This window comes from Gordonia asplenii (assembly GCF_012933505.1).
GTDB lineage: Bacteria > Actinomycetota > Actinomycetes > Mycobacteriales > Mycobacteriaceae > Gordonia > Gordonia asplenii.
In genome coordinates, this window is record NZ_JABBNB010000010.1 from 95,189 (window position 1) to 121,156 (window position 25,968).

The following is a 25,968-nucleotide window of genomic DNA, read 5'->3' on the forward strand; positions in this document are numbered from 1 at the left end:
AACGGACCCGGACGGGGAACATTTCAGTACCGCCGTACCGACCACCCGGAATCCGTTTCACGTGAGTACACGACGCGGATGTGCCGGCGGTCGGTCGAGCCTTCCCAGAATTCGACGCGATCTGCGACGACCCGCCACAACCGCCAGTCACCCGGGGTTACCTCCGCACGAGCGGCCTCGCTCCGCGCGGCGAGGTCAGCCTCGCTCTCCTGCATCGACGCCTCCACCACGCGCCCCCGCACCCGCACCGACCGGACCAACGGTTGCCACCAGAACGTCAGCGCGGCAGCTGGATTCACGGCGAGTTGCGCACCCCGACGACCCGACGCCGGGCCCGCGAACGCCCAGCCGCGCCCGTCCACATCCTTGAGGATCAACACTCGCGCGTCCGGCATACCGTCACTGTCGACGGTCGCAAACGACGCCGCGTGCGGCTCCGCCACGCCAGACTCCAACGCGACGTCGAGCCACCGCAGAAACTGTTCGACCGGCTCCGTCGACCATCCCGATATCGAATCCCCGGGTGGTGCACCGGTCAACACCGGGATGTCTCGGAGGCGGGCGGCGGTGTCGTCGGTCATATCGGGATTATCCACGCGACCCGCACCCCGTCGGCTGTGGATCACTGCCGCTCTGCCGAACGGTCTCGGGGCAACGGCAACCTACCCGCGCCGTCGCGAGCCTCACGCCCGAGGCCGAGTAGATACCCGCGCCGAACAGTGGGATCCGCGGCTCCGATGCGTCGGAAGCGGACGGCGAGGTGGGACCGCTCACCTATCCATTTTCCGTGTGGCTCCGAATCACTGGTGATCGGCGGCGGCGGGCGTCGTCGACGACCCCAAGGAGGACCCATGAATAGGACAGCTCGATTCACTGCCGGTCTCATCGTCGCGGTCGCCGGAGCTGCTGGATTGGCCTTGGGCGGCGCCAGCGAAGCCGCCGCGGCACCGCAGGTATGCCCCGGCCTACCCGGCCAGGCGAGCAGTTCGACTCATTGCGCGGTCAAGTCCGGTCCTCAGGGCTTGAGCCTGGCGGTCGTCGCCGACGGCGGTCAGGCGACGGTGAATGCGAACAACTTCGCCGGACCGGCCGCAATCGCCTTGGGCCCGAATGCCAACGTGCGGATGGACGGAGTCAGGCCGGGTCTGGCGATCGCCATCGCCGGACCGAATGCCACAGTCGTCGTCGACGGTAAGAACGGCCCGGTGTGCTCGGGTCCCGGTATGTCATTCTCCGGCGACTTCCAAACGCTGAAGGGCTGCTGGCGGTGAGTGTCCCGACGCTGACGTGCTCGAGTGTCCGACGGTAGGTCAACAACTGGCCGCAACGACCACCTCGCGTACCTCGCGCAGGCGATCAGAGGAACTGGACCATGATGCCTGTCGCCATGGGTCGTTGGTCTTGGGCATCGAGTGTCGGCCGTCTCCGCCGAGAAATCCGGTGTGGCGTCGGCGATTTCGGAAACGGCCTACGAGTTCGGCGCGGTGCTGGGCACCGCGGTGCTGGGTAGCGTGCTCAACGCGATCTATCGGTCGAAGGTCCAGTGGGGTTCCGGCGTCGAGGCGAGCGCGGTCGACACCCTTGGCGGCGCGCACGAGACTGCCGTCGGCTTGCCGGCCGAGCACACGTCGTCGTTGATCGCGAGCGCCAACGGCGCGTTCCGGCGTCGGCGCGACCGCGGGAATCGGCGCGCTGGTGATGATCGCCGCGCTCGGATTTGGCGGCCGGCATGCTGCGTTCGGCCAAGTAGAGTCCTGCCGCGGAGAACCAGCGGTCATAGCGGAACGATCAGTCGCGGCCGCGGCGGGGAACATTCAGCGACGTCGTCGCCTCGCATCCAGCTCACGCTCGTTCCGATCCCGGACGAGTGGCGTCTGCGCAGGTCAGCGGGCATTTGCCCGGCTTGTCCGCAACGGCTGCACACCATAACACGTGTTTGTGCGATTCCTGCTACGACACGCCGGCCGCGCGCCTAGGTTCAGGTTGCTCAACAGATCTATGAGGAGACAATGACATGACCAGACGCGCACTCGTGACCGCCGCGGCGGCTCTTGCCATCGCGGGCGGACTACTCGCACCCGCCCAAGCCCACGCGTCTGGCGGATGCGGAACCGGTGAGTATCTGAATTCCAGCGGCCAGTGCGTCCCGGACCCCGAGAACGACGGCAACACCGCGCCGGCGGGAGCTACCGCGAAATGCCGTGACGGTGACTACAGCTTCAGCAAGCACCACACCGGCACTTGCTCCGGTCACGGTGGCGTGGCGCAATGGCTGTGAGGTAGCGACGGTCGGGATGGCACTGGGGACCGTCGAGGGTTGCCGGGAGTGCCGTATTCAGCACGCCTACGAAGTACGCAACTGAAGATATTGCGTGTTGCCCGTCGCCACGGGCGTCAATGCCATCAGGCTGAACGCTCCGTTCACCGGCTGAGACAAGCCCAACCGCACCGGAAACACCGCCCATTTGCCATCGGCACAATCCGGGACGCACTGATTGGCGTGCTCCGTCCCGGTTCCATTAGCCGAGCCGGCACCCCACGATTGCCAACGGATATTCAGAATCTCGTCGTTGGCATCCGCGCAGGTCATCACGATTTCGGACGGCCGCACCACAGGGTGCCCCAGGCAGTCGAAGACAATCGGATCCCAGGCAGCGTCAGCCACTGCCGGCATCGCGGCACCCGCACCCGCACCCGCAAGGACGATCACGCCCACGATTACTCGCATCCACCATCTAGCCATGCCGTCAGGGTAGGACGGCACGGCACGCACCGTCGGCGATGACCGACTTGTCCAGCCGCGGACAGGACCGATGACGGTCATCTCGGTGACAATAGATCGCGCCTCGCGCCAGGTCGTGCACGGCACGCCGGTGTCCACTTCGACTGTCCCGAGCCAAAAAAGTCCCCCACCTGTGTAAACAGGTGAGGGACTGGAGTGGAGCTGCCGGGAATCGAACCCGGGTCCTTCGTCGTGTCAATGGGGCTTCTCCGTGTGCAGTTCGCTACGCCTCTACTCGGATCTCTCGGTCACGCGAACAAGCCGAGATGACGATCCCAGTCCCTGTGAGATGTCCCGTCCTCTCCCGCGACCGGCGAGGACGGTGAGCTCTCTAAGATGATGCCGGGGACCGGACTGAGAGCACGTCCGGGCCGACAGACTAGCCTGGCTGCTTAGGCAGCGAGAGCGTAGTCGCGCTGATTCTTATCGGCGCTTAATTGGTTGCTGCGACGCTTATACGGTGGTCTCTAGCCTGCACCGACACGCTTCCCCCACCTCGACGCACGCAGTCGAAACCGTTCAGCCCCAAGATGGTTCCGCCACGGGTCGTGGCGGACTTCCAATACTAACAACACCGCCCGACAACTTCATCCCAATTACTCGCGCCGGCCTCACACGATTTCCAGCAGCGCCGTGTCGCCGGCCGCCACCTGCACCGACAGCACTCCGTCGTGCGCTTGATACCGCTTCGACGTCCACACGTCGACGCCCACCACGCCGTCGCCCGACAATCCCAGCGACGCCAGCGACACGGTCACGGTCGCATTCCGCGACGTCCGGTTCGTCATCGACACCGCCAGCCCTTTCGGCCCGATCGCCCTCGACCACACCTGCGGATCGCCCGCCACCGGCGCCCCCGACACCACGCGCGAATTCTGGTCGATCGCCAGCATCGCCTGGTTCCCGACAACCCCAAGCCCGGCGTCGGACAGCCTCGTCAGATCCGTCCCGATCATCAGCGGTGCGGCCATCATCGCCCACAGCGACATCTGGGTGCGGGCCTGCGCCGCGCTCAATCCCTGCCCGACGACGAGCATGTCGGGGTCGTTGAACGCATCCGCGCGCGTCCGCGGCGTGACCAGACCCACGACGTCGGCGATGCCCAGCACGCTGGCGAACGACGCCGCGATGTCGTTGGTGATCCGTGTCATCGTCGCGACGCCGCCCCAGTCGAATCGCTGGCCCGGCGGCATCCCGGACACCCCGCTGTTCGGGTTGATGCTCAACACCATCGGCCGCCCGGTCGCGCGCACCGCGTCGCGCCACGCGGTGAACGCCGCGACCTGATCGTCGTGATCCCCATTGCTCGAACACCAGTCGGCCTTGATGTAGTCGACGCCCCACCACGCCAGCGTCGCAGCGTCACGCTGTTCGACGCCGCGGCTGCCGGTGGCGCCGGGATACTGTCCCTGATACTGCGTGCACGTCTTGTCGCTCGCCCCGACGTAAAGTCCGAACTTGAGTCCCCGCTGATGCAGGTACTCCCCCAATGACGACATTCCGTCTGGGAATCTCGTCGAATCTGATTGCAGCGCACCGTCTTTCGTGCGCGTCGACGCATTCCAGCAATCGTCGACGACGACGTAGCGGTAGCCGGCGTCGCGCAATCCGGTCGACACGAGGGCATCGGCCTGCGCCTTCACCTGCGCTTCGGTGACACCGCACCCGTACGGCTGCCAACTGTTCCAGCCCAGCGGCGGCGTGGGCGCGACACCGGCCAGTGCGACGCCGGAGCCGCCCACTCGCGCGGGCGGCTCCGCGACACACGCGACGACGACGAGCGCCGACAGCAGTGCTGTCAACGCTCGAATCCGGCGGAAGGCCCGTCGTCGCACGTGAAAAGTAATCCCCTACATGCCCTTGATGCGACGGCCCATTTCCCGTTCGACTTCCCGTCGAGCGGTCCGCTGAGCGATGTCCTGTCGTTTGTCGTGCGCCTGCTTGCCGCGGGCGAGCGCCAACTCGACCTTCACCTTGCCGTCGTTGAAGTACATCGACAACGGCACCAGGGTCAGGTTGCCGTCGCGGATCTTGCCGATCAGATTGTCGATCTCGCGGCGATGCATCAGCAGCTTGCGGTTGCGCCGCGGTGCGTGGTTGGTCCACGACCCGTTGCCGTACTCCGCGATGTGCAGTGCGCGCAGCCAGATCTCGCCGTCGTCGACGGTCGCGAAGGCGTCGACCAGCGACGCCTTGCCCTCCCGCAGGCTCTTCACCTCGGTTCCGAGCAGCGCGATGCCCGCCTCGTAGGTATCGACGATCGCGTAGTTGTGCCGCGCCTTGCGGTTGGTCGCGATGACCGTGCGACCCTTTTCCTTCACCACCGGAAGTTCACCACCGGAAATTCACCACTGTCCTAGCCGTTGTGCTGTCTTGAAGGCTCGATCACTCGCGAACGTACCAGCGCAGGGTGACATACGACGTCACTCCCGAGAGCAGGATTCCGCCGAGCACCAGCCATGGGGACACGAACAATACGTCCGTGTTGCTGATGCGCGCAAGGATATTTACGCCGTACAGATCACGCAGCGCGTTCTCGAAGAACAGGATGCGCGCCGCGAACAGTCCGCCGATGGCCAGCAGTGAGCCGATGAAGGCGGCGAGCACCGCCTCCAGCAGGAACGGCAACTGCGTGTACCAGCGCGTCGCACCGACCAGCCGCATGATCGACACCTCGGTGCGCCGGGTGTACGCGGCGATCTGAACCATGTTGATGATCAGCATGATTGCCGAGATGGCGAGAATCACGGCGATCACGAACGCGGCATTGCGGGTACCGTCGAGCACGCTGAAGATACGCTTCACGAGGTCACGCTGATCGAGTACGCCGTCGACGCCGGGTGCCTTCTGATACTTGTCGAGCACCGCCCCGAACCGGTCGGAATCGCTCATCCGCACCTTCAACGACGCGGGCAGCGTGTTCTGGTCGACGATATCGGGGGTGTCCTTGAAGGTCTCCTTGGCGATCTTGTACGCCGCGGCACGATCGATGAACGTGACCTTCGCGACGCCGGGCTCGGCTTCGAGCTGCTTGCGCAGCGTCGCGCACGGATCCTGCGTGCAGTTGGGATCGCGGTCGGCGACGTCGTCGTTGATCCAGAACTGCATCTCGACCCGGTCGAGGAAGATCTTCTGACTCTTGTCGGCCATCTGGATCACCAGCAGGCCGGCGCCGAACATCCCCAGTGTGATGGCGGTCGTCAGGATCATCGCCAACGTCATGGTGACATTGCGGCGCAGCCCGTTCAGGACCTCACTGATGATGAAATTCGCTCGCATGCTCTCCTCAGATTCCTTGCGGCGTAGATGACGCGACTGACGTAGTCCCGTCGCCCGTGATGTAAGCGACTGACGAAGTCCCGTCGCCCTTGATGGACGCGACTGACTGCTCGGGCCGATTTCGGCGTTCAGCCGATGCCGTAGATGCCCTGGACGTCGTTGCGAACCAGTTGGCCCGCGTCGAATTCGATGACCCGGCGTCGCATCGCGTCGACGATCTGGCGGTCGTGGGTCGCCATGACGACGGTGGTGCCGCGCCGGTTGACGCGGTCGAGCACGTCGACGATCTCCTGGCTGGTATCGGGGTCGAGGTTGCCGGTCGGCTCGTCGGCCAGCAGCAGCAGCGGGCGGTTGACGATGGCTCTCGCGATGGCGACACGCTGCATCTCGCCACCGGACAACTCGTAGGGCATCCGGTCGAGTTTGCCTTCGAGCCCCACGTATTCGAGCACCTCGGGTACCGCTTTGGCGATGGTGCTCGGTGGTTTGCCGATCACTTCCAACGCGAAGGCGACGTTGTCGGCGACCGACTTCTGCTGCAGCAGACGGAAGTCCTGGAACACGCATCCGATCGACTGGCGCAACTTGGGCACCATCCGGGCCTTGAGCTTGTTGACATGGAAGTCCCCGACGTACACGTCGCCCGACGACGGTTTGTCCTCTTTGAGCAGCACCCGGAAGAACGTCGATTTGCCCGACCCGGACGGGCCGATGAGAAAGGCGAATTCGCCCTTATCCAACTCCAGCGACATGTTCGACAGGGCCGGGCGAGCCGAGGCCTTGTACTTCATGGTGACGTCCGACAGCTTGATCACGAGATGCCAGTGTAGCGACGACGGCTGAGAACTCCGCTCAGGTGCGGCACGCTCCGGCGTGTTACCGCTGTGGCACCTGAGACTCGGTCGTCTGTTGGCGGGTACTCGGCGTCGAGCCCTGGGGGAACAGCCAGCTCGGCAGCGGGAGCTGGTTGTTCGACGCCGACGGTTCCGTCGACGACGACTCCGTCTCGCTGTCTCCCGACGTCGTGGTGACGTCGGTCGACGACGAGCGCGGCGTCGACGATCGTCTCGATGACGATGTGGTGCTCGTCGGCGTGTAGTCGTCGGTGGTCTGCGTCAACGCCGGCCGACGGGCGAGCTCGCGGGCGGCGTTGTCGGCGTCGATCTGCGCGTAATGGTCGGTCGTGTAGCCGAGCAGCACCAGCAGACCGAGGAACGCCGCAAGCATTCCCGCGGTCGAGGTGCGGATGCGGGTCCCGTAGATGTGCGTGAAATCACGCGAGCGGGGGTGCGGGTGAGGATCCGGTTGCGGCTGTGGCTGCGGGTCGGTCGGTTCGGTCGAATCGTCGTCGGTGGTCATCGGTACTCCTCTCGCTCACGCATCGCCGCGGGTCTCACTCGGTTCCAGTCCGGTCGGGGGTGTCGACCCGGACAGCACGTCGCGGCCGGGGGCGATGGTGATGCCCGCCCGCGCCAGCGCACGGATGATGCGTGCACGCAACGCGCGACTGATCTCGAACTGTTTGCCCGGCAGGGTCCGCGCGACCATTCGCACGGTCATCGAGTCGAGTTCGAGGTCGGTCACGCCCAGCGGCGCCGGAGCGTCGAGCAGCAGGCGATGCATGTTGCGGTCGCTGAAGAACTCCGCACCCACGCGCCCGAGGATCTCGTTGACCTGGCCGATGTCGGCTTCCGCGGGGATCGGGATGTCGACGACGGCACGTGCCCAGTCCTTGGACAGGTTGGTCGACTTCACGATCTGCCCGTTGGGTACCGTCACCACTTCACCGTCGCTGGCGCGCAGTTTCGTGACGCGCAGATTGACGTCCTCGACGGTTCCCGTCGCGTCGCTGCCGCCGGTGAGTGTGAGCTCCACGACGTCGCCGTAGCCATACTGCTTCTCGGTGACGATGAAGAAGCCGGCGAGCAGATCCTGCACGACGCGTTGCGCGCCGAAACCGAGTGCGGCACCGAGCACGGCGCCGGGGCCGACCAGGCTGGTGACCGGCAGGCCCAACGCCATCAACACCTGCAGTCCGGCGACCAGCACGACGATGCCGATCACAGTCCAGCCGACCACCTCGACGAGGGCACGACGATGTTTGGTGGTCTCGGTGCGGACGATGAGGTCGCTGCCCTCGAACTCACGGTCGATCCGCTGCGCGTAGCGGGCGAGACCCCAGTTGACGAAACGGATGATCAGCGCGGCCGCGAGCACCCACAGCACGATCTGCACGCCGTTGGTCGCCAGCCAGCGCACCAGTCGGTCGGTGCCCGCCGGGCCGGAGAAACTCGCGAGCCGTTCACCGGTTGCCGCCAGCGAACCGTTACGCATCGGCATTGGCCATCCGCCAGCGAATGCCGGCATCGATGAACTTGTCGAGCGCGCCGTCGAGCACGTTGTTGGGATTGTTGTCTTCGAGGTTGGTGCGCAGATCCTTCACCATCTGATACGGGTGCAGCACATACGAGCGCATCTGGTTGCCCCAGCTCGACCCGCCGTCGCCCTTGAGCGCATCCATCTCGGCACGCTCCTCCTGGCGTTTGCGTTCGAGCAGTTTGGCCTGCAGCACGCGCATCGCCGCGGCCTTGTTCTGCAGCTGCGACTTCTCGTTCTGACAGGTCACGACGATGCCGGTGGGGATGTGGGTGAGGCGGACCGCGGAGTCGGTGGTGTTGACCGACTGGCCGCCGGGCCCCGACGACCGGTAGACGTCGACGCGCAGGTCGTTCTCGTTGACGTCGATGTGGTCGGTGGTGTCGACGACGGGCAGCACCTCGACCTCGGCGAACGACGTCTGTCGTCGTCCCTGGTTGTCGAAGGGACTGATCCGCACCAGCCGGTGCGTACCCTGCTCGACCGACAGCTTTCCGTACATGTAGGGCGCCTTGATGGTGAACGTGGCGCTCTTGATGCCCGCTTCTTCGGCGTAGGAGGTGTCGTAGACCTCGACGCCGAACCCGTGCTGCTCGGCCCAGCGGATGTACATGCGCATCAGCATCTGCGCCCAGTCCGCGGCGTCGACGCCGCCCGCGCCGGAGCGGATGTTGACCAGCGCGTCACGCGGGTCGTACTCGCCGGCGAGCATGGTCGTCACCTCCATCGCCTCGATGTCGGTGCGCAGTGTCACACGTTCACCGTCGGCGTCGGCGAGCGCGGCCGTGCGGTCGGCGCCTTCCTCGGCCTCGGCGAGTTCGTAGAGCACAGGCAGATCGTCGAGGCGTTGCCGCAGCTCGGTGACCCTGCGCAACTCGGCCTGCGCATAGGACAACTCGCTGGTCACCTTCTGCGCGTGGTCCTGGTCGTTCCACAGGTCGGGATCGGATGCCTGCATCTCCAGCTCGTCGATCCGACGACGCAGCTCCTCGAGGTCGAGAACCTTCTCCACGGTGGACAAGGTGGCGTCGAGGGATTCCAAATCAACGGTCACGTCGGGATGCACGGTTTACCAGGATACCGACTACCCGTCGCCTAGGGCGGCGGCAGCGTCCCCAGTCGCCAACTCGTGTCGACCTTGCCGGGCTTGTAGAGGACCGGAAGGTCGTCGCCGGGGCGCGGCCACCGATCGTTGGCCAGGTTCAGCACCACCGTGGTGTAGACGTCGGTCGGCGAGGTGCCCGGCCCGACGATCGTCCCGGATATCGTCGCGAACACCTCGCCTTTCGCATCCGCCTTCGCGGGCCGATCACTCACGCCGGTCACCGTGAGAGTGCCCTCTTCGAACTGCGCGGACTGCTGGGCGGACAGCGCCTTCGGTCGGCGCCCACGTTGCAACTGGATGATGAGCGCTACCGCGGCGGCCGCGATGATGACGGCGAACGTGATCTGGACCAACATGCTCGCTACCCTAGTCGTCATGTCCGACATCGCCCCGGCCTCGACGATCGCCGACGATCTCGCGGTCGCGCTCTCGATCGCCGATTCCACCGATGCGCTCACCCTGACCCGGTTCGGCTCGATGGATCTCGAAGTCGACACCAAACCCGACCTCACGCCCGTCTCCGACGCCGACCTCGCCGCGGAAACCCTTGTCCGGGACCTGCTTTCACAGCATCGGCCGGACGACGCGGTGCTCGGCGAAGAGTTCGGCGGCACCGCGTCGTTCACCGGACGCCAATGGATCGTCGATCCGATCGACGGCACCAAGAACTTCGTGCGCGGCGTGCCGGTGTGGGCGACGCTGATCGCCCTGCTCGTCGACGGCGTGCCCGTCGTCGGCGTCGTGTCGGCGCCCGCGCTCAAGCGCCGGTGGTGGGCGGCCGCCGGACTCGGCGCCTTCGCAAGCTTCGACGACGCCGCGCCGCAACGACTTTCCACCTCGGCCGTCGGTTCGCTCGACGACGCCAGTCTCGCCTTCTCCAGTCTCTCCGGGTGGGCCGAACGCGGTGTGCGCGAGAAGTTCATCGAGCTGACCGACGCCGTGTGGCGGGTACGCGGCTACGGCGACTTCCTCAACTACTGCTTCGTCGCGGAGGGGTCGGTCGATGTCGCCGCCGAGCCCGAGGTGTCACTGTGGGACCTTGCGGCGCTTGACATTCTGGTACGCGAAGCGGGCGGGACGTTCACCTCGCTCGACGGCGCCGCCGGACCGCACGGCGGCTCCGCGGTGGCGTCGAACGGCCTGCTGCACGAGCGCGTGCTCGACGCTCTGCGACCGTGACTCACTCCGCGGCGGACACCGCGGACTGAAGCGCACTGACCGGCAGCCCGTTCGGATAGGGAGCCGAGATGCCGTTGGCGTCGAACGCCTGCCGGATGCGACGCCGCAGTTCGCGTTCCATCGACCACTGGGCGCCCGCGCGGACGGTGATCGTCAGCCGGAGAGTGATCGCGTCGGGCTTCAGTCCGTCGACGCCGAGCATTTCCGGCGGCGCCAGCACGTCGTCGCGGCGATCCTCCTCGTCGGCGACGGCTTGTGCGGTATCGAGCGCGACCCGGCAGGCGAGATCGACGTCGGAGCCGTAGGAGATCGGAAGTTGCAAGAAAGCCACGGCATAGTCCTGGCTGAAATTTCCGACCCGCATGATCTCGCCGTTCCGGCAGTACCACAGGGTTCCGCATTGGTCCCGGACGGTTGTCACCCGCAGGCCGACCGACTCGACGGTGCCCACCGCGTCACCGAGATCGACCACGTCACCGACGCCGTACTGATCCTCGAAGAGCATGAACAGCCCGGACAGGAAGTCGCGCACGAGGTTCTGCGCACCGAACCCGAGGGCGACGCCGACGATACCCGCCGAGGCGATGAACGGCGCCACGTTGACCCCGACGATGGCGAGGCTCTGCAGGATCACCCAGATCAATACCGTGAACGAGACCGCCGACTTCAGCACCGACCCGATGGTGTGTGCACGCTGCAGACGGCGACGTCGGGTCCGCGCATCACGGTTGCGTGCATCCCTGAGCTGGTCCGGTGTGCGATGGCGCAGGCCCGAACGCAACGATTCACCGGCCAGACGCCACGATCCGACACCGCCCCGCTCGCCTACGGCGAGCTCGGCCGCGTCGTCGACCGGAGGTGTTGCCCGCGCGGACCGACGCCGTTTCCACAGCCGTCTGCGTACGACGTCCGCGGGTCGACGCTGACCGGTGACGCGGTCGATCGCTAGGTGCATCACGTAGCGGACGACGAGCGCCAGGGCGACGTAGATCGCGATGTGGATGGGCTTGTCGATGAGCCAGTCGCGTGTCGTGTCTGTCATTTGCAAAGCTAAGGAAGGCACGACTGCAGGCTAGTGACAATCGCTCGTTTCGTCATCCCTCGGCACCACCGCGGTGCTCACAGATCGGTCGGCGCTCGGTCGTCCAGCACCACGAATTCGGTTGCCGCGTCCTTCATTTCGTCCAGTCGCGCGTTATGGATCGCGATACCGGCGGCGGACAGCACACCCTGGTGGATCGGCACCGCTACCCGCGGCGCGACCCCGCGCAGATAGTCGACGGACTCGCTGAGCTTCATCCACGGTGCCGCAGCCGGGAGCGCGAGCACGTCGATCTTCTCGAATGGGATGTAGAACGAGTCACCGGGATGCATCAGCGCGCCCACCTGCGACGCGGCGTCGACGATGTAGGCGGCGTTGTCGACGACGGGGATCGCCGGATGAATCACCGCATGCCGCCCGCCGGTCACCCGGACGGTCACCGCCCCGACGTCGAAGGTGTCGCCCGCGTGCGCGGCCGTCCACTCCCCCGCCGCACCGTCGTCGTTGAGTTGCGCGGCGGTCTGCGGATCGGCGTAGCGCAGCGCCTCGGGATTGGCGGCGACGAGTGCGGGCAACCGCGCGACGTCGGCGTGATCGGGATGCTGGTGGGTGATCAGGACGGCGTCGAGGTCGGTGAGGCCCTCGAACCCCACCGACAGTGTGCCTGGATCGAAAAGGATTCTGGTGCCGTCGAATTCGGCGAGCAGGCAGGAATGTCCGAAGTGAGTCAAGCGCATGAATCCATCATCGCACCAACCGTCACGTCGCTACGCTTATCGCGTGAACAGCATCCTCATCGGCATCCTCGCGATTCTCGTCGGCGTCGTCTTCTGCTTTCGCGGAGTGGTCGCGATGCGCATCGTCATCACCATCTGGGGCGCATTCGCCGGCTTCAACCTGGGCGCCGGTCTGATCTCCGCGCTGACCGGCGACGGCTTTCTGTCGACCTTCCTCGGATGGTTCATCGGCGTGCTCATCGGCGTGGTCTTCGCGCTGCTGGCCTACCTCTACTACTCGGTCGCCGTGGTGCTCACGATGGCCTCGATCGGATTCATCCTGGGCTCGGCGATCATGGCCGGCATCGGCGTCACCTGGAATTGGGTGATCGTCGTGATCGGCGTCGTGGTGGGCATCCTGCTCGCCGTCGCGGCCGTCGCCCTGAATCTTCCGGCCATCCTGCTCGTCGTGTTCAGTGCCTTGGGCGGCGCCTCCGCCATCGTCGGCGGGGTGATGCTGGTGACGACGGTGATCTCGCTCGACGACTTCGGCCGCGCCTCGATCACCTCCACGATCAGCCACAACGTCGTGTGGTACATCCTGTACCTGATCCTCGCGGTCTCCGGCATCGTCGTGCAGTCGCGGATCGTCGGGCGCGAGGAGCTTGCCGACCAGTGGTGAGCCCCGACACTTCGCACACCCGTGCGATTCTGTCGTAACCATGTGCGACACTGATCTCATCACCTGCTCGATGAGAAAGGCCTGCTCATGCCACCGCGCCGCTCCGCATCCGCATCGGAGTTCCTGACCCCCGACGACCTCACCGCCCTCGCCGCGACCGTCGCCGACGGCAAGGCGGCGACCGTCTATCTGCGCGAGGGCGTCCCGAGCCTCGGACTCACCGCGGGCGCGTCCGCGCGGGTCATCTCGGTGTCGGGCAGTACCGTGACCGTCAAACCGCGCGGCGTCGACGACGCGCTGCCCTACGGGGCCGACGAACTCCGGTTGACGAAAAACATTGCACCACAAGAGAAACCGGCCAAGACTCGGCAGGCCGCGTCGTCACCGGCCAAGCCCGCCGCGCCGAGCGTCCCCGCAGCGCGTCAATCCCCAGCGGCCCCACCGACTTCCGCCGACGTCGCGCCCGCAACGCCCAAGTCGGTCAAGCCGGCCGCCGGAAAACCCGCGCGCCGCGCGGTCGGCTCACCCAAGCCGCCGGCGTCGGTCACCGTCACGATCTTCGGCACGCCGGACAACAAATGGTCGGTGTCAGTCACTCGCGGCGGCCGCAAACCCACCCGATCCCGCAGTGTCACACCGGATTCCGTCGACGCCGCGATGGTCGGGCTCGCCGACGACGCCGCGCTGGCCGCCACGTCGTCGGTGCTCAATGCGGCCCGCGAAGAGGCGCAGCGCCGCGTCGACGAGCTGAGCGCCGAACTCGCTGCGGCGCAAGCACTTCTGGCGAATCTCGGGACTACGTAACCGACGGGAACAGCCCGGTACCGCGCGCCGCGTCGACGATCCGCGCAACACCGTAGGCCATCCAGACGGCCAACAGCACCATGGCGGCCGGCGTGGTCAGCCACGACCCGAACTTCTCCAGCACCGCGGGGCGTCGAGCGACGAGCGACCAGCCCGCGACTATCGTCGCCGCCAACCCCACCACGAAGAACACCGGCCCGAACAGGTTGAACGAGAACGCGCGCGCCACATCTCCGTGCGCAAGCATCACGAAGCTGCGGGTGAGGCCACACGCGGGGCACGGCCAGCCGGTCATCTCCCGAAACGGGCAGAATCCCGGACCGGACACCACTGCGGCCGGCGACCACGCGAGCGCGATCCCGTACACCGCTACCCCGCCCGCCGCAACCGCCGCCGCGGGCAGGGCCGCGATGAGCGGCCGGCGCGGGGATTCGATGACTTCGAGCTCGTGCGGGTCCACCACACAAATGTATCGGGCACCACACGTGACATCTTCCTTACCGAGGAGTAAGGTCTGTTCTTACTAGGGAGTAAGAACTCCGTGGGACTGGCCGAAAGGCCAGCTCAACCATCATCCACCTCGACGAGAAGCAGTTGGTGACAATGACAACTTCCACCGAGCCCCGGGACACCTCGGCAGTCGGCCGCAATCCCCGCAAGCGCTCAGCGATCGGCACCGCGATGCGCGTCCTGACCAGCGTGACCGGCTCCGAATTCGCCGAGAAGTACAAGCTGCGCGAGCCCATCAACCGCATCGCCTACGAAGGCACCAAGACCGGTTTTCAGACTCTCGGCGCGGCCAATCGCGCGTTCAAAGCGGCCCAGGGCGGCGACGGCAAGGCCAAGCGGCTGGCCACCACCCCCAAGGACTACTTCAACCTGACCCCCGACGACGAGCAGCAGATGATCGCTGACACCGTCAAGGAGTTCAGCACCGAGATCCTGCGTCCGGCCGCCTACGACGCCGACACGGCGGCCCAGGCCCCGGCCGACATCCTGGAGCGCTCCGCCGAGCTCGGCATCACCATGATCAACGTCCCCGAAGAGTTCGACGGCGCGGCCAGCGAACGCGGCGTCGTGACCAACGCGCTCGTCGCCGAGGCGATGGCCTACGGCGACATGGGTCTCGCCCTGCCGCTACTCGCCCCGAGCGGCGTCGCCACCACTTTGACCAACTTCGGCAGCGACGAGCAGCAGCGCACCTACCTTCCCGACTTCGCCGGCGAGAACGTGCCGCAGTCGGCCGTCGTCATCGCCGAACCCCGGGCACTGTTCGACGCATTCAACCTGTCCACCAAGGCAACTCGCGTGCCGAGCGGCTACCGCCTCAACGGTGTGAAGTCATTCGTGCCCGCTGCCGGGTCATCGGAGCTGTTCATCGTCGGCGCCCAGCTCGACGGTCGGCCCGCGCTGTTCATCGTCGAATCCGACACCACCGGACTGATCGTCGAAGCCGATCCGGGCATGGGCGTACGCGCCGCGGGCATGGGTCGCCTGCTGCTGCAGGACGTGGCAGTGCCGACGAGCGCTCTGCTCGGCGGCGCCGAGGGTGATACCGCTGCGGCCGCCTACCGCGACGTCGTGCGGCTCTCGCGCCTGGGTTGGTCGGCCCTTGCGATGGGCACCGCCCGCGCAGTCCTCGACTACGTGATCCCCTACGTCAACGAGCGGGAGGCATTCGGCGAGCCGATCTCCAACCGCCAGGCCGTCGCCTTCATGGTCGCCAACATCGCCACCGAGGTCGACTCGATCCGGCTCGTCACGCTGCGCGGCGCGGCGCGCGCCGAGCAGGGACTGTCGTTCGCGCGCGAAGCGGCGCTGGCCCGCAAGCTGACCATCGACAAGGGCCTGCAGATCGGCCTCGACGGCGTGCAGTTGCTCGGCGGCCACGGCTTCACCAAGGAGCACCCGGTCGAGCGCTGGTACCGCGATCTGCGCGGCGCAGGCATCGGCGAAGGCATCGTGGTCCTCTAAGGACGCGAAAGTACTTGGGAGACAATAACAATGGCAATCAATCTCGAACTGCCCCGCAAACTCGACACCACCATCGACCAGGCTCACCAGGCCGCGGCGCAGATCTTCCGGCCCATCTCGCGCAAATACGATCTGCGTGAGCACGACTATCCGATCGAACTCGACACCCTCGCCAGCCTGTACGACGGCCTGTCCGCCGCCGGCGCGGCCGGTGCGGGCGCCGACGGCGGGCGTGCCGCCGCGAAGAACAAGCCGGCCAAGCCCGACGGCGCCGTCGTCAACGGCGGCAACATGCAGTCGGTGCTCAACGCCCTGGAAACGTCGTGGGGCGACGTCGGGCTCATGCTCTGCATCCCCTACCAGGGCCTGGGCAACGCGGCGATCGCCGCCGTCGCCACCGACGAGCAGCTGAAGAGTTTCGGCAAGGTGTGGGCCGCGATGGCCATCACCGAGCCCAGCTTCGGTTCCGACTCGGCCGCCGTGTCGACCACCGCCACCCTCGACGGCGACGACTACGTCATCAACGGCGAGAAGATCTTCGTCACCGCCGGTTCACGGGCCACCCACATCGTCGTATGGGCCACCGTCGACAAGAGCGCCGGTCGCGCCGCGATCAAGAGCTTCGTCGTACCGCGGGAACATCCGGGCGTCACCGTCGTCCGGCTCGAGCACAAACTCGGCATCCGTGTCTCGGACACCACCGTGCTGCGCTTCGAGGACTGCCGCATCCCCAAGGAGAACCTGCTCGGGTCGCCCGAGGTGGACACCAAGAAGGGGTTCGGCGGGGTCATGCAGACCTTCGACAACACCCGCCCCATGGTCGCCGGCATGGCCGTCGGCGTCGGACGTGCCGCGCTCGAAGAGTTGCGCCGCATCCTCGAAGAGGCGGGCGTCGAGATCGACTACGACCGTCCGGCGGCCGATCAGCATGCCGCGGCCGCCGAGTTCATCCGCCTCGAAAGCGACTGGGAGGCGTCGTATCTGCATACGATGCGGGCCGCCTGGATGGCCGACAACAAGCAGCCCAACTCCGCCGAGGCGTCGATGTCGAAGGCCAAGGCCGGTCGCACCGTCACCGACATCACCAACAAGACCGTCGAGCTGGCGGGCACGCTCGGTTACTCCGAGCGCCTGCTGCTGGAGAAGTGGGCCCGCGACTCGAAGATCCTCGACATCTTCGAAGGCACCCAGCAGATCCAGAACCTGGTGATCGCACGTCGCGTGCTGAACAAGAGCAGCGCCGAACTGAAGTAGCCATCACTCTCCACGAGCCCCGTCGGCGTCGAACCGGCGGGGCCGTCGTGCTGCACAAACCCGACTGGCAAGTATCAAAAACCGCATACATGCTGGTAATCGACCGCGTATGTTCCTCGCTATGGGTCATCTGTCCAGCGTCAGTCGTTTCCTCAGCCGGTTGACGCGGGGTACCGTCGCCGTCGCGGTCACCACCACCGTGGCAGCGGCCACGCTCACCGCCACCACCGGCGTCGCATCAGCCGAGCCCGCACCCCCACGCGACTCCTTCTACGACGCCCCGGCGAACTTCGCCGCGGCCGCCGCCGGTCAGGTGCTGAAGAGCCGCCCGGTGAATGTCCGTGCGCTGCAACTGTTTCCAGTGCATGTGCAGGCGTGGCAGCTGTTGTACCGGACGGCCGATCAATACGGCAAACCTGACGTCACCGTGACCACGCTGATGATCCCCGAGGGCGCGCGGTACAAACGCAAACTGCTGTCGTTCCAGGCGGCGACCGACTCGATCCTGCGAGTGTGCGGGCCGTCGTACAGCTTGACCCACGGGCTGCCGATCGACCTCTATTCCCGCACCGGGCCGATCACGCTGACCAACGGCGGCGCCGAGACGCTCCTGGCCGCGGCCGGCCTCACCAAGGGTTGGGCGGTCGCGATGCCCGACCACGGCGGCAGCCGAAACTCCTTCCTCACCCCTCATCAGCCCGGCTATGCGGTGCTCGACGGTATCCGTGCGGTGCAGAACTTCATGCCCTCGCAGCTGCCCAAGAAGACCCCGACCGCGCTGTGGGGCTACTCGGGCGGCGCGATCGCGAGCAGCTGGGCCGTCGAAGAGCAGCCCACGTATGCGCCGGAACTCAATATCAAGGGCGCCGCGTTCGGCGCTCCCGAGCGCGATTTGGGGGCGTCGCTCAAGTCGGTGAACTTCACTCCGCTCGCCGGACTCATCCCCATCGCGCTGGGAGCGATCGGCAAGGACTCGCCGGCCTTCCATGCCCGCCTCAACCAGTTCCTGACGCCGCGGGGCCGCCAGATCGTCGCCGAGACCCGCAATCACTGCGTCGGGCAGAACGTCCTGTCCAACCTGTGGTTCGACTATCGCAATTACCTGACCCGGCCCGTCGACGTCGTGCTGAACGATCCGATCATCAAGAAGGCGATCGCCGAGCGCGGCATCACCGGCCGGGCTCCGACGGTGCCGACCTACATCTACAACGGCATCAGCGAGGAGGTCGCGCCGATCGCGGGCACCGACCGTCTGGTGCGCAGTTACTGCCGCGGTGGGGCCGCGGTGACGTTCCACCGCGAGCAGCTCCCGCCCAATCCCATTCCGCAGATCTCCTCGACACACGGGATCGTCTTGATGACCGGAGCCAGCGCGGCATTCGACTGGATCAACACGCGACTGACGCCCGGAGCCCCGACGCCGAGCGGCTGCCAGATCACCACCCTACCCAGTTCGCTGCTCACCGAGCAGTCGTTGCAGGGGCTCGGACCGATCGTCGCGGGCTCCTTGTCGGCGATGCTGGGGCTGCCGGTCGGCGCTCGTTGAGCACGTAAATCAGGTGACCCGGCTCACAAAAATGCTGTGTGATAGGCCACTTTTCGCAGGTCAAGGGCACCTAGCGAATTCACAGGTCGTTATGCGCTTTAAGCTGGGAATACACTGAAAATCACATAGTTATCATTCCGTGATCTGACTAGTCGTTTTTCACAATCGCGACATGACAGATCACGGTTTGATTACGTAGTGTCCTTTCCGTTCATAGTTCATCACCGAAAACCACAAATCGCGGTGATGACGAATACGGAAGGTGACTCATTCACATGAGCCTCAAGAAGATTGCAGTTCGTACCGCCGTGACCGGCGCCCTGGCCATCGCCCCGCTGACCGTCCTCGCGGGCAACGCTTCGGCCGCCGGCCACAACTGGGACGCCGTCGCACAGTGCGAGAGCGGCGGCAACTGGGCCATCAACACCGGCAACGGCTACTACGGCGGTCTGCAGTTCACTCAGGGCACCTGGGAAGCCAACGGCGGTTCGGGCGTGGCGTCGAACGCTTCGCGCGAAGAGCAGATCCGTGTCGCCGAGAACGTCCTGGCCACCCAGGGCGCCGGCGCATGGCCGGTCTGCGGCTCGAACCTGTAAGGGTCTCGCCACATCGAGCCTCTCAGGCCCCGACATCCATCGGATGTCGGGGCCTGGCGCATTCTGTCGGGATTCGGTGACGCCCGGCCTAGTCTGGGTTGATGGCCCATCACCTGTCCGAGTTGGTGCACAGCGGACGCTTCCCGCTGTTCCTCTTGTTCGTGGCCTTTCTGACGACGTTCGTCGTCACTCGGGTGATCACCCGCATGATCCGCGCCGGGCGCGGACCGTTCCGCAACAACGTGCATGGCGGCGTCCACATCCATCACGCGGTGCCGGGCATCATCCTGATGGCTTTCGGAGGCATCATGTCGGTCGCGGGCGACGGGGCGTCGCCCATCGGTGAGATCGCCGCCGTCGCGGTGGGAGTCGGCACCTCGCTGGTCCTCGACGAGTTCGCGCTGATCCTGCATCTGCGCGACGTCTACTGGACCCGAGAGGGACAACTGTCGGTCCAGGTGGTGACGCTCACGTTCGCGATCCTCGGGCTGATGCTGCTCGGCTACATGCCCTTCGACGACGACGCCGGCTGGTTGCCCGCCCACATGGTGTTCACCGTCGACATGCCGCTGCGGATCGCCGCGGTCGTCGTATGCGTGTCGAAGGGCAAGTACTCGACGTCGATCCTCGGCGCACTGCTGCCTTTGGTCGCCCTGATCGGTGCCGTTCGCCTGGCCCGGCCGTCATCGCGGTGGGCGCGGCATTTCTACAGCCCCGCGAAGGTCGAGCGGGCACAGCGTCGAGCAACGACATTCGACGCCCGGTTCGGCCGATGGGGTCTGTCGCTGGAAGATCTCGTCGCGGGCCAGCCGAGCGACTCCCCCGCTGAGCAGGCCGCATAGGCCAGCAACGATCCGCCACGCGCCACACAGAACGGCATGCTAGGTTATGAATTCTTAATCAAAGCTTTGCCAATCGAGAGGACTTCGCGGATGAAGGCCACACACTTTGCCTCGGCAGTACTGGCGACTGCCCTGGTGGCCGTTGCCCCGGTCGCGGTCGCGCAGGCCGCGCCGTCGACGCCGGTTCGGTCGGGTATGGACATCCGCATTCCTCAATCCATCATCACCGACGCCAAGTGCACCCTGGGCGCCGTCGTATCTCCGACCCGCGCCTACACCGCCGCCCACTGCGGCGCCACGGGCAAGCCCGTTTATAACCCCGACGGCGCGCGCATCGGCACCATCACCTCCAACCTCGGCACCTCCCGCCATCTCGACGTCGCCGTGATCACCCTCGTTCCGGGAACCAGCGCGCGCGTGGATGCCGTCGACTTCTCCGGCCACCTCGTCAAGGGCCAGTCGGTCTCCAAGTACGGCGTCACCACCGGGCTCACTCGCGGCACCGTCCTCGATCCGACTCCGGAACTCCTCGACGCACACGGCTTCTCATTCGCTCCGCCGTTCCTGACGCTGCAGGAGACCTACAGCATCAGCACCACGCTGCGCTCCAGCGAAGGCGACAGCGGCGGCGGTGTCCGCAACTCGTCGGGATCGGTCATCGGCATTCTCTCCGCCGGAACCGGCAAGATGACCACCTTCGCCCCGCTGTCCCGGGTTCCGGGGTATCTGCGGTAGGTGTAACCACCCCGCTCCCCGAGTACCGCCACCCCGCTCCCCGAGTACCGAAGCGAGGCACGAGCTTCGGTGTAACGAGCCTCGACACCGCTTCGCTGGTGGACGCGATAATGCAAGATGCCATGTCCAGTCAAACCTCTGAACTGCGGAGACATGGCATCTTCCTTACAGGGGTCGGCAAGCCGAACAACCCAACACGACCCAGGAGCCACGACACCCAAGCACCGCCACCCCGCTCCCCGAGTACCGAAGCGAGACACGACCTTCCGCGCAACAACCCGCTCCCCGAGTGCCGAAGCGAGGAACGAGCTTCGGTGTAACGAGGGGTCGGCAAGCCGAACAACCCAACACGACCCAGGAGCCACGACACCCGCTCCCAGCCCCCGCTCCCCGAGTGCCGAAGCGAGGCACGAGCTTCGGTGTAACGAGGGGTCGGCGAGCCGAAGAACCCAACTCGACACAACCCGAAATATGCTGCGCGCCTGCAGCTTTCGCCATCACAACTGAGCACTGAGCGCTGGGACCTGCCTGCGACTCGTAACCTCGCACATCCGGAACACCCGGCCGACAAACGACAGCTCAGCCGATCAACTCCCGATGTCCCGCAAACATCGGCGCGGTGTGCGTATCGAATCGCGTCGTCGTGTTGCCGACCAATCGAGCAACGGCATCCCCGATCGCATCCGTGTCGGCGGCGCGTCCAGGCACGATCGTCCCGCTTTCGTCGACGGCGATGTAGCCGCGCTCGAACAGGGCGTCACACCCGAGTACACAGGCCAGTATCGCGACGGCGCTGAAGTTCCGGCGCTCTTGGTCGGTGCACTTCGACCGTGGCTTGATATGCGCGGCCACCAACATCGACATCGGCAGTATCCGACCGCACAGAGCGCACGCTGCCTGCGAACGCCCGTCCGCGAGGAACGCGCGGAGTGCTGCCTGCTCAATTCGCGTCGATCCCACCGACGCGGCGTCGGTGAATCCAGCACCGTAGATCGTCTCGGCGTCGCTGCCGACGAGTTCGATGTCGGTGGACACGGTATCGGCGATCACCGCGTCGAGCTCTGCCAGAAGTGTGTGGCCTTGTGCCTCGGTCAGCGCCGACAGGTACTTCTGCTGCGGGAGCCCCCGCTCGTCGAGCGGGCCAGGAGACCCGTGCGGGAGCAGCTCGGCGATCCGCGACCGATCGATCTCAAGCCCTGTCACCAGCGGCTTTACGGTGACAAGCCAGCCGGTGTCGGAATCCTCGTCACGCTTCTTCGGGTACCCCTCCGGTCGGGGTGCGGTCTGCCACTGCGTCAACGCTGTGCTGACGGCACGCAGAAACGGCCCCTGGTAGTGGAATACGACGTCGCCCGGCTGGATGTCTTTGATCAGTGCCCGATCCGTTGGGATTCGACCATCGAACCACGGACAGGTCCACAGCGACCCCTGCTGGATCGCTATCGGATGATTCTTGCCCTGACTCGCCCACCAAAACGCCATTGTCTTCCGTTCTCCTTGATCGATGCCGGCACGTGCCGGAAAGTTTCCGACGACACCCTGTCCAGCGATCTACTTCTCGCGTTCTACCCGCCACAATCCGGGGCGGGCTGTGCGGCGATCGTAGCGGGCACTACCGACACATCGGATACTTCGGACAGTAGTGCCGTTGCGCGAGGCGATCGCGCAGACCAACCTTGCCGAACGTGCTCAAGGAGGACGGAGTCGAGGTACGACATGGAGCACGTTGTGGCAGCTACCCAGTGTCTACTTGTCCAGGCTGGCAGTGTTGTCCTCACCGATGTATGCGTTTACTCGCTCGATCAGCAGTTCCAGGCACCCTTTCCCCTCGCAGTGATTTCGGCGACGCGCTTTGAACCGCACGAATTCGAAACCACCGGTACCCGCGGGCAACCGATCCGAACACCGCCGACTTGCCGTAACCCCGCTCGATTGCCAACTCCTTCAGAACCGGCGACGCCGCATCTAGTAGAACCTCGGGATTCACATTGTCCAGGCGCGGTGTTGCGGCGACACGGCTTATGAGTACTGGACGAACGAGATCGTGTTTCCGTCCGGGTCTCGGACATGGAAGTCAAGGCCACCCCAGACTTGGCGGGTCAGCCGCTGAACGAACTCAATGCCCCGAGCAGCCATTTCGTCGAACAGCGTCTTCACGTCGTCTACTTCGATCGTGGCGAGGATGAGGGAGTGCTCGCGACCCGCGAGCTCGGCGAAGTTCGGACGGGCGACCAGCCGCAGGTGCAGGCAGGCGCCACCGCGGGAGACGGAGCCGTAGAAGGGTGGATTCCCGTGCAGGAAGTCTGTCATGAAACCAAGTCCCCCGAACCAATTCGCCGCAGCGGCAACATCACTAACAAACAGAATCGGCACGGCAGGCTTGAGCCGCGGCCCGCCACCTCCGACGGCGTCGGCGGTCGAGCGCCTGTGTGGCGACCGGTCGTGCTCGGCCGCAGCGCGAAGTTCCTCCCAGCCTGAGTACCCGGCCTCGGCAGCCACGATCTCCTGGGCGAGCACCAGCGGCAGCGGCATCGCCAGTACCTCGACGTCCGTCAGCGTGCGGTAGCGCTCCAGCTGCCGCACCTTAGCGCCGACAGAGTAGTTCCGCTCCTTATGCCAGCGCCTGAGTTGCTTAGCTTGCTTGCGGTACGTCTCGATCGAGGACATCGCTCACCCTTCTGCTGACAGATCAGTTCAGCGGGTGGGCATCGCCCTTTCGACCTTGATCGTCGATGCGTCCCGAAAGGCACAGACCAGTCTAGACGTCTCCTGGTCGGGCGCATCCCCACCATGGCACGTCATTCGTCGCACAGGCCCACAAGATCCATACGACGTGCTCAACAAGCAACAATCGACGCAAGCGCGTTTAGTCACCCGCGGCGACTTGAGCTTCTACACCTACCCCGGCACCCGCGAAACGCACCACGTCGTGATCTACCTCGGCGGTGATCACATCGTGTAGGCACCCCAGACCGGAGAAAACGTCCGCTGCGGCACCCGTCTGAGTTCAGCGACGAGATCACCATCGTCCGCCGCCTCGGCTGAGCGCGCCCCAACCTTTCAGTCGGAACCGTCGAATCAGCGCTCGGAGATGCGAAAATGACCCTGACCGATGCGCAAATTTTTGCGCTGGTCAGGGCCACTTTCTCTTTGTAGCGGGGACAGGATTTGAACCTGCGACCTCTGGGTTATGAGCCCAGCGAGCTACCGAGCTGCTCCACCCCGCGTTGGGTAAACACTAAGTTACAGGTGGTCCGACCCCGGCGCAAATCGGTTTACGCAAAGCCCCAGGTCGACCGGAAACTCGTGACGAGCGTCACAGTCAAGACCGCTCTGACCTGCAGAAACACCGTCACCTCGGATGCACGCCGAGCAGCGCCGCAAGCTGCTGCGCGAGTGGATTGAGGTTCAGCCGGTCCGCATCGACCTTCGGTTTGCCGTCCCACGGCTGCGGATACGCCGGATTCGACAGCGCCGCGCGATTGGCATCGCGCACACCGGTCGGACTTCCCTGCGGGACCGCGCAGTTCGCGTTCGTGTTGAGCGGGAAGTCGTCGTAGTTGATGTCGAATCGCGGATTGGTGCGCTTGATCTTCTCGATCATCGCCGTCGTCCCCTCGTAACCGCGCGTGCAGGCCGCCGGATTGTTGGTCTCCAGCACGATGCCGAAGTAGATCAGACCGTTGCGATGCACTGGTCCGTGGCTGCTCGCCGACAGCATGGAGAGCATCGCGAGCGCCGAGTTGGTGGCCCAACCGGCCGGTGCGATGGTCGACGCCGTCGAACCCAGATCGTGCACGACCCTGCCGACGTCAGCACCCTGCTGCTGCAACAGCGTCGACAGGTGCGACGCCGTCGCGGTGCCCGTCGTCAGCAACCGTCGCACGTCGGGATCGGCCGACGCCAGCGTCGCGGTGACCAGGTCGAGGTTGCGTGACCAGTCGAGCACGGCGTCGGACTGATCGGCCTGCGTCGCGAGCACGACATTCGAATTCTTCAGCAGCGCAATGGTTTCCGGAAGACTCTCGACGCTGGCCGACGACAGTCGGCCCAACGACGTCACCAGACGACTGAGATTCTCGCCCTGCCCGTCGAAGGCCTTGCCCAATTCGGTGATGACGGTGTGCAAGTCGTCAATCGGAACCGACTCCGCGAAGTCGAGCGCGCTGCGAACCACGTCGTCGAGCGGCGGCGGCACCGAGGCCTTCGTGATGCGAGCACCGTCGTAGAGGAACGGGCCCGACGCCGACGTCGGCTGCAGGTCCACATACTGCTCACCGATCGCCGACCGATTGGCAACCACCGCAACGGAACTCGCTGGAATACGCCCTTGGTCGCCATCGAGCGAAAGCACAACGTCGACGCCGTCGCGAGTCAGCCGCAGGTCGGTCACTCGCCCGGCGGGCACACCTTGATAGGTCACTTCGGCGTTGACGAAAATCCCACCCGACTCGGGCAGCGCTGCGACGACCCGATACGAATTGAGTCCGACCATTCGATCGACGTGCACATAACGCACCCCGGCGAAGGCCGTGGCGACGATCCCCAGCACGACGAGCGCAACGATCTGGACGCGTTCCAGTACACCAAGCGGCGGCATCCGCGAATACTAACGACGGTCATTGTTCCATTACCAGAGGTAAGTGGCTGATACGCAAAACCGCCAATACTGTGACAAGAACCACAAACTGGCTACAGTGGAATCGCGGGCACGATGCTGTGCAGGCGCCCGCGTTCGTCATTCGCTCAGGAGTTTGCGATGCCGACAACGCACGTCGTCCACCACCACGAAAGCCACGGCAACCACCCGATGAGCATCTTCGGATACTTGTCCATCCTGGCCGGTTTCGCCAGCGCAGCCCTCTGGCTCATCAACCTCGCAAGCGGCAACACCGCGATAGCGATCATCTTCGGCGTCATCGCGGCCTGCGCCTTCGTGTCGGCGATCGTCATCATGACGACGCTGACCCGACGGGTGCATCACAGTCCGCTCGTCCCCGACAACACCGACGTCGAGGCGTCGCGGTACCTGCACGAGTACCGCGGCGTCTGACCC

The 25,968-nt window shown here is 65.6% G+C and carries 29 protein-coding genes, 1 tRNA gene and 1 other RNA gene; 13 read left to right on the forward strand and 18 right to left on the reverse strand.

From position 1 onward, the window contains the following. Positions 1-23: 23 nt before the first annotated feature. Positions 24-581, reverse strand: coding sequence for a pyridoxamine 5'-phosphate oxidase family protein (locus tag HH308_RS11655; RefSeq protein ID WP_170194373.1), 558 nt, complete (start codon positions 579-581; stop codon positions 24-26). A gap of 270 nt (positions 582-851) precedes the next feature. Here HH308_RS11655 and HH308_RS11660 point away from each other — a divergent pair, with 270 nt between their 5' ends. Both HH308_RS11660 and HH308_RS11665 read left to right on the forward strand, forming a co-directional pair. Beyond that, complete coding sequence (locus HH308_RS11660; RefSeq protein WP_170194374.1) at positions 852-1,271, forward strand: hypothetical protein; 420 nt, start codon at positions 852-854, stop codon at positions 1,269-1,271. Positions 1,272-2,014: 743 nt separating this feature from the next. Then, positions 2,015-2,278 (forward strand): DUF3761 domain-containing protein, encoded by a 264-nt coding sequence (locus HH308_RS11665; RefSeq protein ID WP_170194375.1) that lies wholly within the window; start codon positions 2,015-2,017, stop codon positions 2,276-2,278. 66 nt (positions 2,279-2,344) lie between these two features. On the opposite strand, the gene HH308_RS11670 is transcribed toward HH308_RS11665, so the two are convergent. From HH308_RS11670 to HH308_RS11715, 10 genes are all read right to left on the reverse strand, one after another. Continuing rightward, a complete protein-coding gene (locus tag HH308_RS11670) occupies positions 2,345-2,824 on the reverse strand; it encodes a hypothetical protein (protein WP_170194376.1) in 480 nt (159 codons plus the stop codon). A 112-nt stretch (positions 2,825-2,936) separates the two neighbouring features. Then, positions 2,937-3,309: a transfer-messenger RNA gene (gene ssrA, locus HH308_RS11675) on the reverse strand. Between the two features lie 84 nt (positions 3,310-3,393). Next, entirely contained in the window at positions 3,394-4,584 is a 1,191-nt protein-coding gene (locus HH308_RS11680) for a glycoside hydrolase family 27 protein (RefSeq protein WP_211188411.1), read from the reverse strand. 48 nt (positions 4,585-4,632) lie between these two features. After that, entirely contained in the window at positions 4,633-5,106 is a 474-nt protein-coding gene (gene smpB / locus HH308_RS11685) for an SsrA-binding protein SmpB (protein ID WP_170194378.1), read from the reverse strand. A 61-nt stretch (positions 5,107-5,167) separates the two neighbouring features. Next, positions 5,168-6,061 carry a permease-like cell division protein FtsX gene (ftsX, locus tag HH308_RS11690; RefSeq protein WP_170194379.1) on the reverse strand — a complete coding sequence of 298 codons (894 nt, stop codon included), beginning with the start codon at positions 6,059-6,061 and terminating at the stop codon, positions 5,168-5,170. A 128-nt stretch (positions 6,062-6,189) separates the two neighbouring features. Beyond that, the gene (gene ftsE / locus HH308_RS11695; RefSeq protein ID WP_170194380.1) at positions 6,190-6,876 is read right to left on the reverse strand and encodes a cell division ATP-binding protein FtsE; all 687 of its coding nucleotides are present in this window, start codon (positions 6,874-6,876) and stop codon (positions 6,190-6,192) included. A gap of 61 nt (positions 6,877-6,937) precedes the next feature. Then, positions 6,938-7,420, reverse strand: a complete 483-nt coding sequence (locus tag HH308_RS11700) for an Rv3103c transmembrane domain-containing protein (protein WP_170194381.1) — start codon at positions 7,418-7,420, stop codon at positions 6,938-6,940. A 15-nt stretch (positions 7,421-7,435) separates the two neighbouring features. Beyond that, positions 7,436-8,401, reverse strand: a complete 966-nt coding sequence (locus tag HH308_RS11705) for a mechanosensitive ion channel family protein (RefSeq protein WP_170194382.1) — start codon at positions 8,399-8,401, stop codon at positions 7,436-7,438. Next, entirely contained in the window at positions 8,388-9,503 is a 1,116-nt protein-coding gene (prfB, locus tag HH308_RS11710) for a peptide chain release factor 2 (RefSeq protein WP_170194383.1), read from the reverse strand. Before prfB ends, HH308_RS11705 begins: the two co-directional genes overlap by 14 nt. A 29-nt stretch (positions 9,504-9,532) precedes the next feature. Next, the gene (locus HH308_RS11715) at positions 9,533-9,898 is read right to left on the reverse strand and encodes a hypothetical protein (protein WP_170194384.1); all 366 of its coding nucleotides are present in this window, start codon (positions 9,896-9,898) and stop codon (positions 9,533-9,535) included. A gap of 19 nt (positions 9,899-9,917) precedes the next feature. On the opposite strand from HH308_RS11715, the gene hisN reads away from it, so the two are divergent. Next, positions 9,918-10,721 (forward strand): histidinol-phosphatase, encoded by an 804-nt coding sequence (gene hisN / locus HH308_RS11720; protein ID WP_246284542.1) that lies wholly within the window; start codon positions 9,918-9,920, stop codon positions 10,719-10,721. 1 nt (position 10,722) lies between these two features. Here hisN and HH308_RS11725 read toward each other — a convergent pair whose 3' ends face one another. Further along, on the reverse strand, positions 10,723-11,763 hold the full coding sequence (locus HH308_RS11725; protein ID WP_170194386.1) for a mechanosensitive ion channel family protein: 1,041 nt from the start codon (positions 11,761-11,763) through the stop codon (positions 10,723-10,725). A 77-nt stretch (positions 11,764-11,840) separates the two neighbouring features. Beyond that, a complete protein-coding gene (locus tag HH308_RS11730; RefSeq protein ID WP_170194387.1) occupies positions 11,841-12,500 on the reverse strand; it encodes an MBL fold metallo-hydrolase in 660 nt (219 codons plus the stop codon). Positions 12,501-12,543: 43 nt separating this feature from the next. On the opposite strand from HH308_RS11730, the gene HH308_RS11735 reads away from it, so the two are divergent. Both HH308_RS11735 and HH308_RS11740 read left to right on the forward strand, forming a co-directional pair. Then, positions 12,544-13,161, forward strand: coding sequence for a TM7S3/TM198-like domain-containing protein (locus HH308_RS11735; protein ID WP_170194388.1), 618 nt, complete (start codon positions 12,544-12,546; stop codon positions 13,159-13,161). An 87-nt stretch (positions 13,162-13,248) separates the two neighbouring features. Then, positions 13,249-13,965: a DUF6319 family protein gene (locus tag HH308_RS11740; protein ID WP_170194389.1), complete on the forward strand. Its 717-nt coding sequence runs from the start codon at positions 13,249-13,251 to the stop codon at positions 13,963-13,965. Here HH308_RS11740 and HH308_RS11745 read toward each other — a convergent pair. Continuing rightward, positions 13,958-14,425 carry a DUF2752 domain-containing protein gene (locus tag HH308_RS11745; protein WP_312870552.1) on the reverse strand — a complete coding sequence of 156 codons (468 nt, stop codon included), beginning with the start codon at positions 14,423-14,425 and terminating at the stop codon, positions 13,958-13,960. The genes HH308_RS11740 and HH308_RS11745 overlap by 8 nt on opposite strands. A gap of 143 nt (positions 14,426-14,568) precedes the next feature. On the opposite strand from HH308_RS11745, the gene HH308_RS11750 reads away from it, so the two are divergent. The 6 genes from HH308_RS11750 (at position 14,569) to HH308_RS11775 (ending at position 20,912) form a co-directional block, all read left to right on the forward strand. Beyond that, positions 14,569-15,939 carry an acyl-CoA dehydrogenase family protein gene (locus HH308_RS11750; RefSeq protein ID WP_170194390.1) on the forward strand — a complete coding sequence of 457 codons (1,371 nt, stop codon included), beginning with the start codon at positions 14,569-14,571 and terminating at the stop codon, positions 15,937-15,939. A gap of 30 nt (positions 15,940-15,969) precedes the next feature. Then, the gene (locus tag HH308_RS11755; protein WP_170194391.1) at positions 15,970-17,193 is read left to right on the forward strand and encodes an acyl-CoA dehydrogenase family protein; all 1,224 of its coding nucleotides are present in this window, start codon (positions 15,970-15,972) and stop codon (positions 17,191-17,193) included. Positions 17,194-17,314: 121 nt separating this feature from the next. After that, positions 17,315-18,739 carry a lipase family protein gene (locus tag HH308_RS11760; RefSeq protein WP_170194392.1) on the forward strand — a complete coding sequence of 475 codons (1,425 nt, stop codon included), beginning with the start codon at positions 17,315-17,317 and terminating at the stop codon, positions 18,737-18,739. A gap of 275 nt (positions 18,740-19,014) precedes the next feature. Then, positions 19,015-19,335, forward strand: a complete 321-nt coding sequence (locus tag HH308_RS11765; RefSeq protein WP_170194393.1) for a transglycosylase family protein — start codon at positions 19,015-19,017, stop codon at positions 19,333-19,335. Between the two features lie 101 nt (positions 19,336-19,436). Beyond that, the gene (locus tag HH308_RS11770; RefSeq protein ID WP_170194394.1) at positions 19,437-20,177 is read left to right on the forward strand and encodes a hypothetical protein; all 741 of its coding nucleotides are present in this window, start codon (positions 19,437-19,439) and stop codon (positions 20,175-20,177) included. A gap of 90 nt (positions 20,178-20,267) precedes the next feature. Continuing rightward, the gene (locus tag HH308_RS11775) at positions 20,268-20,912 is read left to right on the forward strand and encodes a chymotrypsin family serine protease (RefSeq protein WP_170194395.1); all 645 of its coding nucleotides are present in this window, start codon (positions 20,268-20,270) and stop codon (positions 20,910-20,912) included. Positions 20,913-21,491: 579 nt separating this feature from the next. Here the strand turns inward: HH308_RS11775 and HH308_RS11780 are convergent. Both HH308_RS11780 and HH308_RS11785 read right to left on the reverse strand, forming a co-directional pair. Further along, complete coding sequence (locus tag HH308_RS11780) at positions 21,492-22,394, reverse strand: HNH endonuclease signature motif containing protein (protein ID WP_170194396.1); 903 nt, start codon at positions 22,392-22,394, stop codon at positions 21,492-21,494. A gap of 537 nt (positions 22,395-22,931) precedes the next feature. Further along, positions 22,932-23,579 carry a VOC family protein gene (locus tag HH308_RS11785; protein WP_170194397.1) on the reverse strand — a complete coding sequence of 216 codons (648 nt, stop codon included), beginning with the start codon at positions 23,577-23,579 and terminating at the stop codon, positions 22,932-22,934. 34 nt (positions 23,580-23,613) lie between these two features. Here HH308_RS11785 and HH308_RS11790 point away from each other — a divergent pair, with 34 nt between their 5' ends. Next, positions 23,614-23,874, forward strand: a complete 261-nt coding sequence (locus HH308_RS11790) for a C40 family peptidase (RefSeq protein ID WP_170194398.1) — start codon at positions 23,614-23,616, stop codon at positions 23,872-23,874. A gap of 191 nt (positions 23,875-24,065) precedes the next feature. Here HH308_RS11790 and HH308_RS11795 read toward each other — a convergent pair. Both HH308_RS11795 and HH308_RS11800 read right to left on the reverse strand, forming a co-directional pair. Further along, positions 24,066-24,139, reverse strand: a tRNA-Met gene (locus tag HH308_RS11795). A gap of 125 nt (positions 24,140-24,264) precedes the next feature. Further along, positions 24,265-25,512, reverse strand: coding sequence for an MCE family protein (locus HH308_RS11800; protein WP_170194399.1), 1,248 nt, complete (start codon positions 25,510-25,512; stop codon positions 24,265-24,267). 159 nt (positions 25,513-25,671) lie between these two features. On the opposite strand from HH308_RS11800, the gene HH308_RS11805 reads away from it, so the two are divergent. Further along, positions 25,672-25,965, forward strand: a complete 294-nt coding sequence (locus HH308_RS11805) for a hypothetical protein (protein WP_170194400.1) — start codon at positions 25,672-25,674, stop codon at positions 25,963-25,965. Positions 25,966-25,968: the final 3 nt, after the last annotated feature.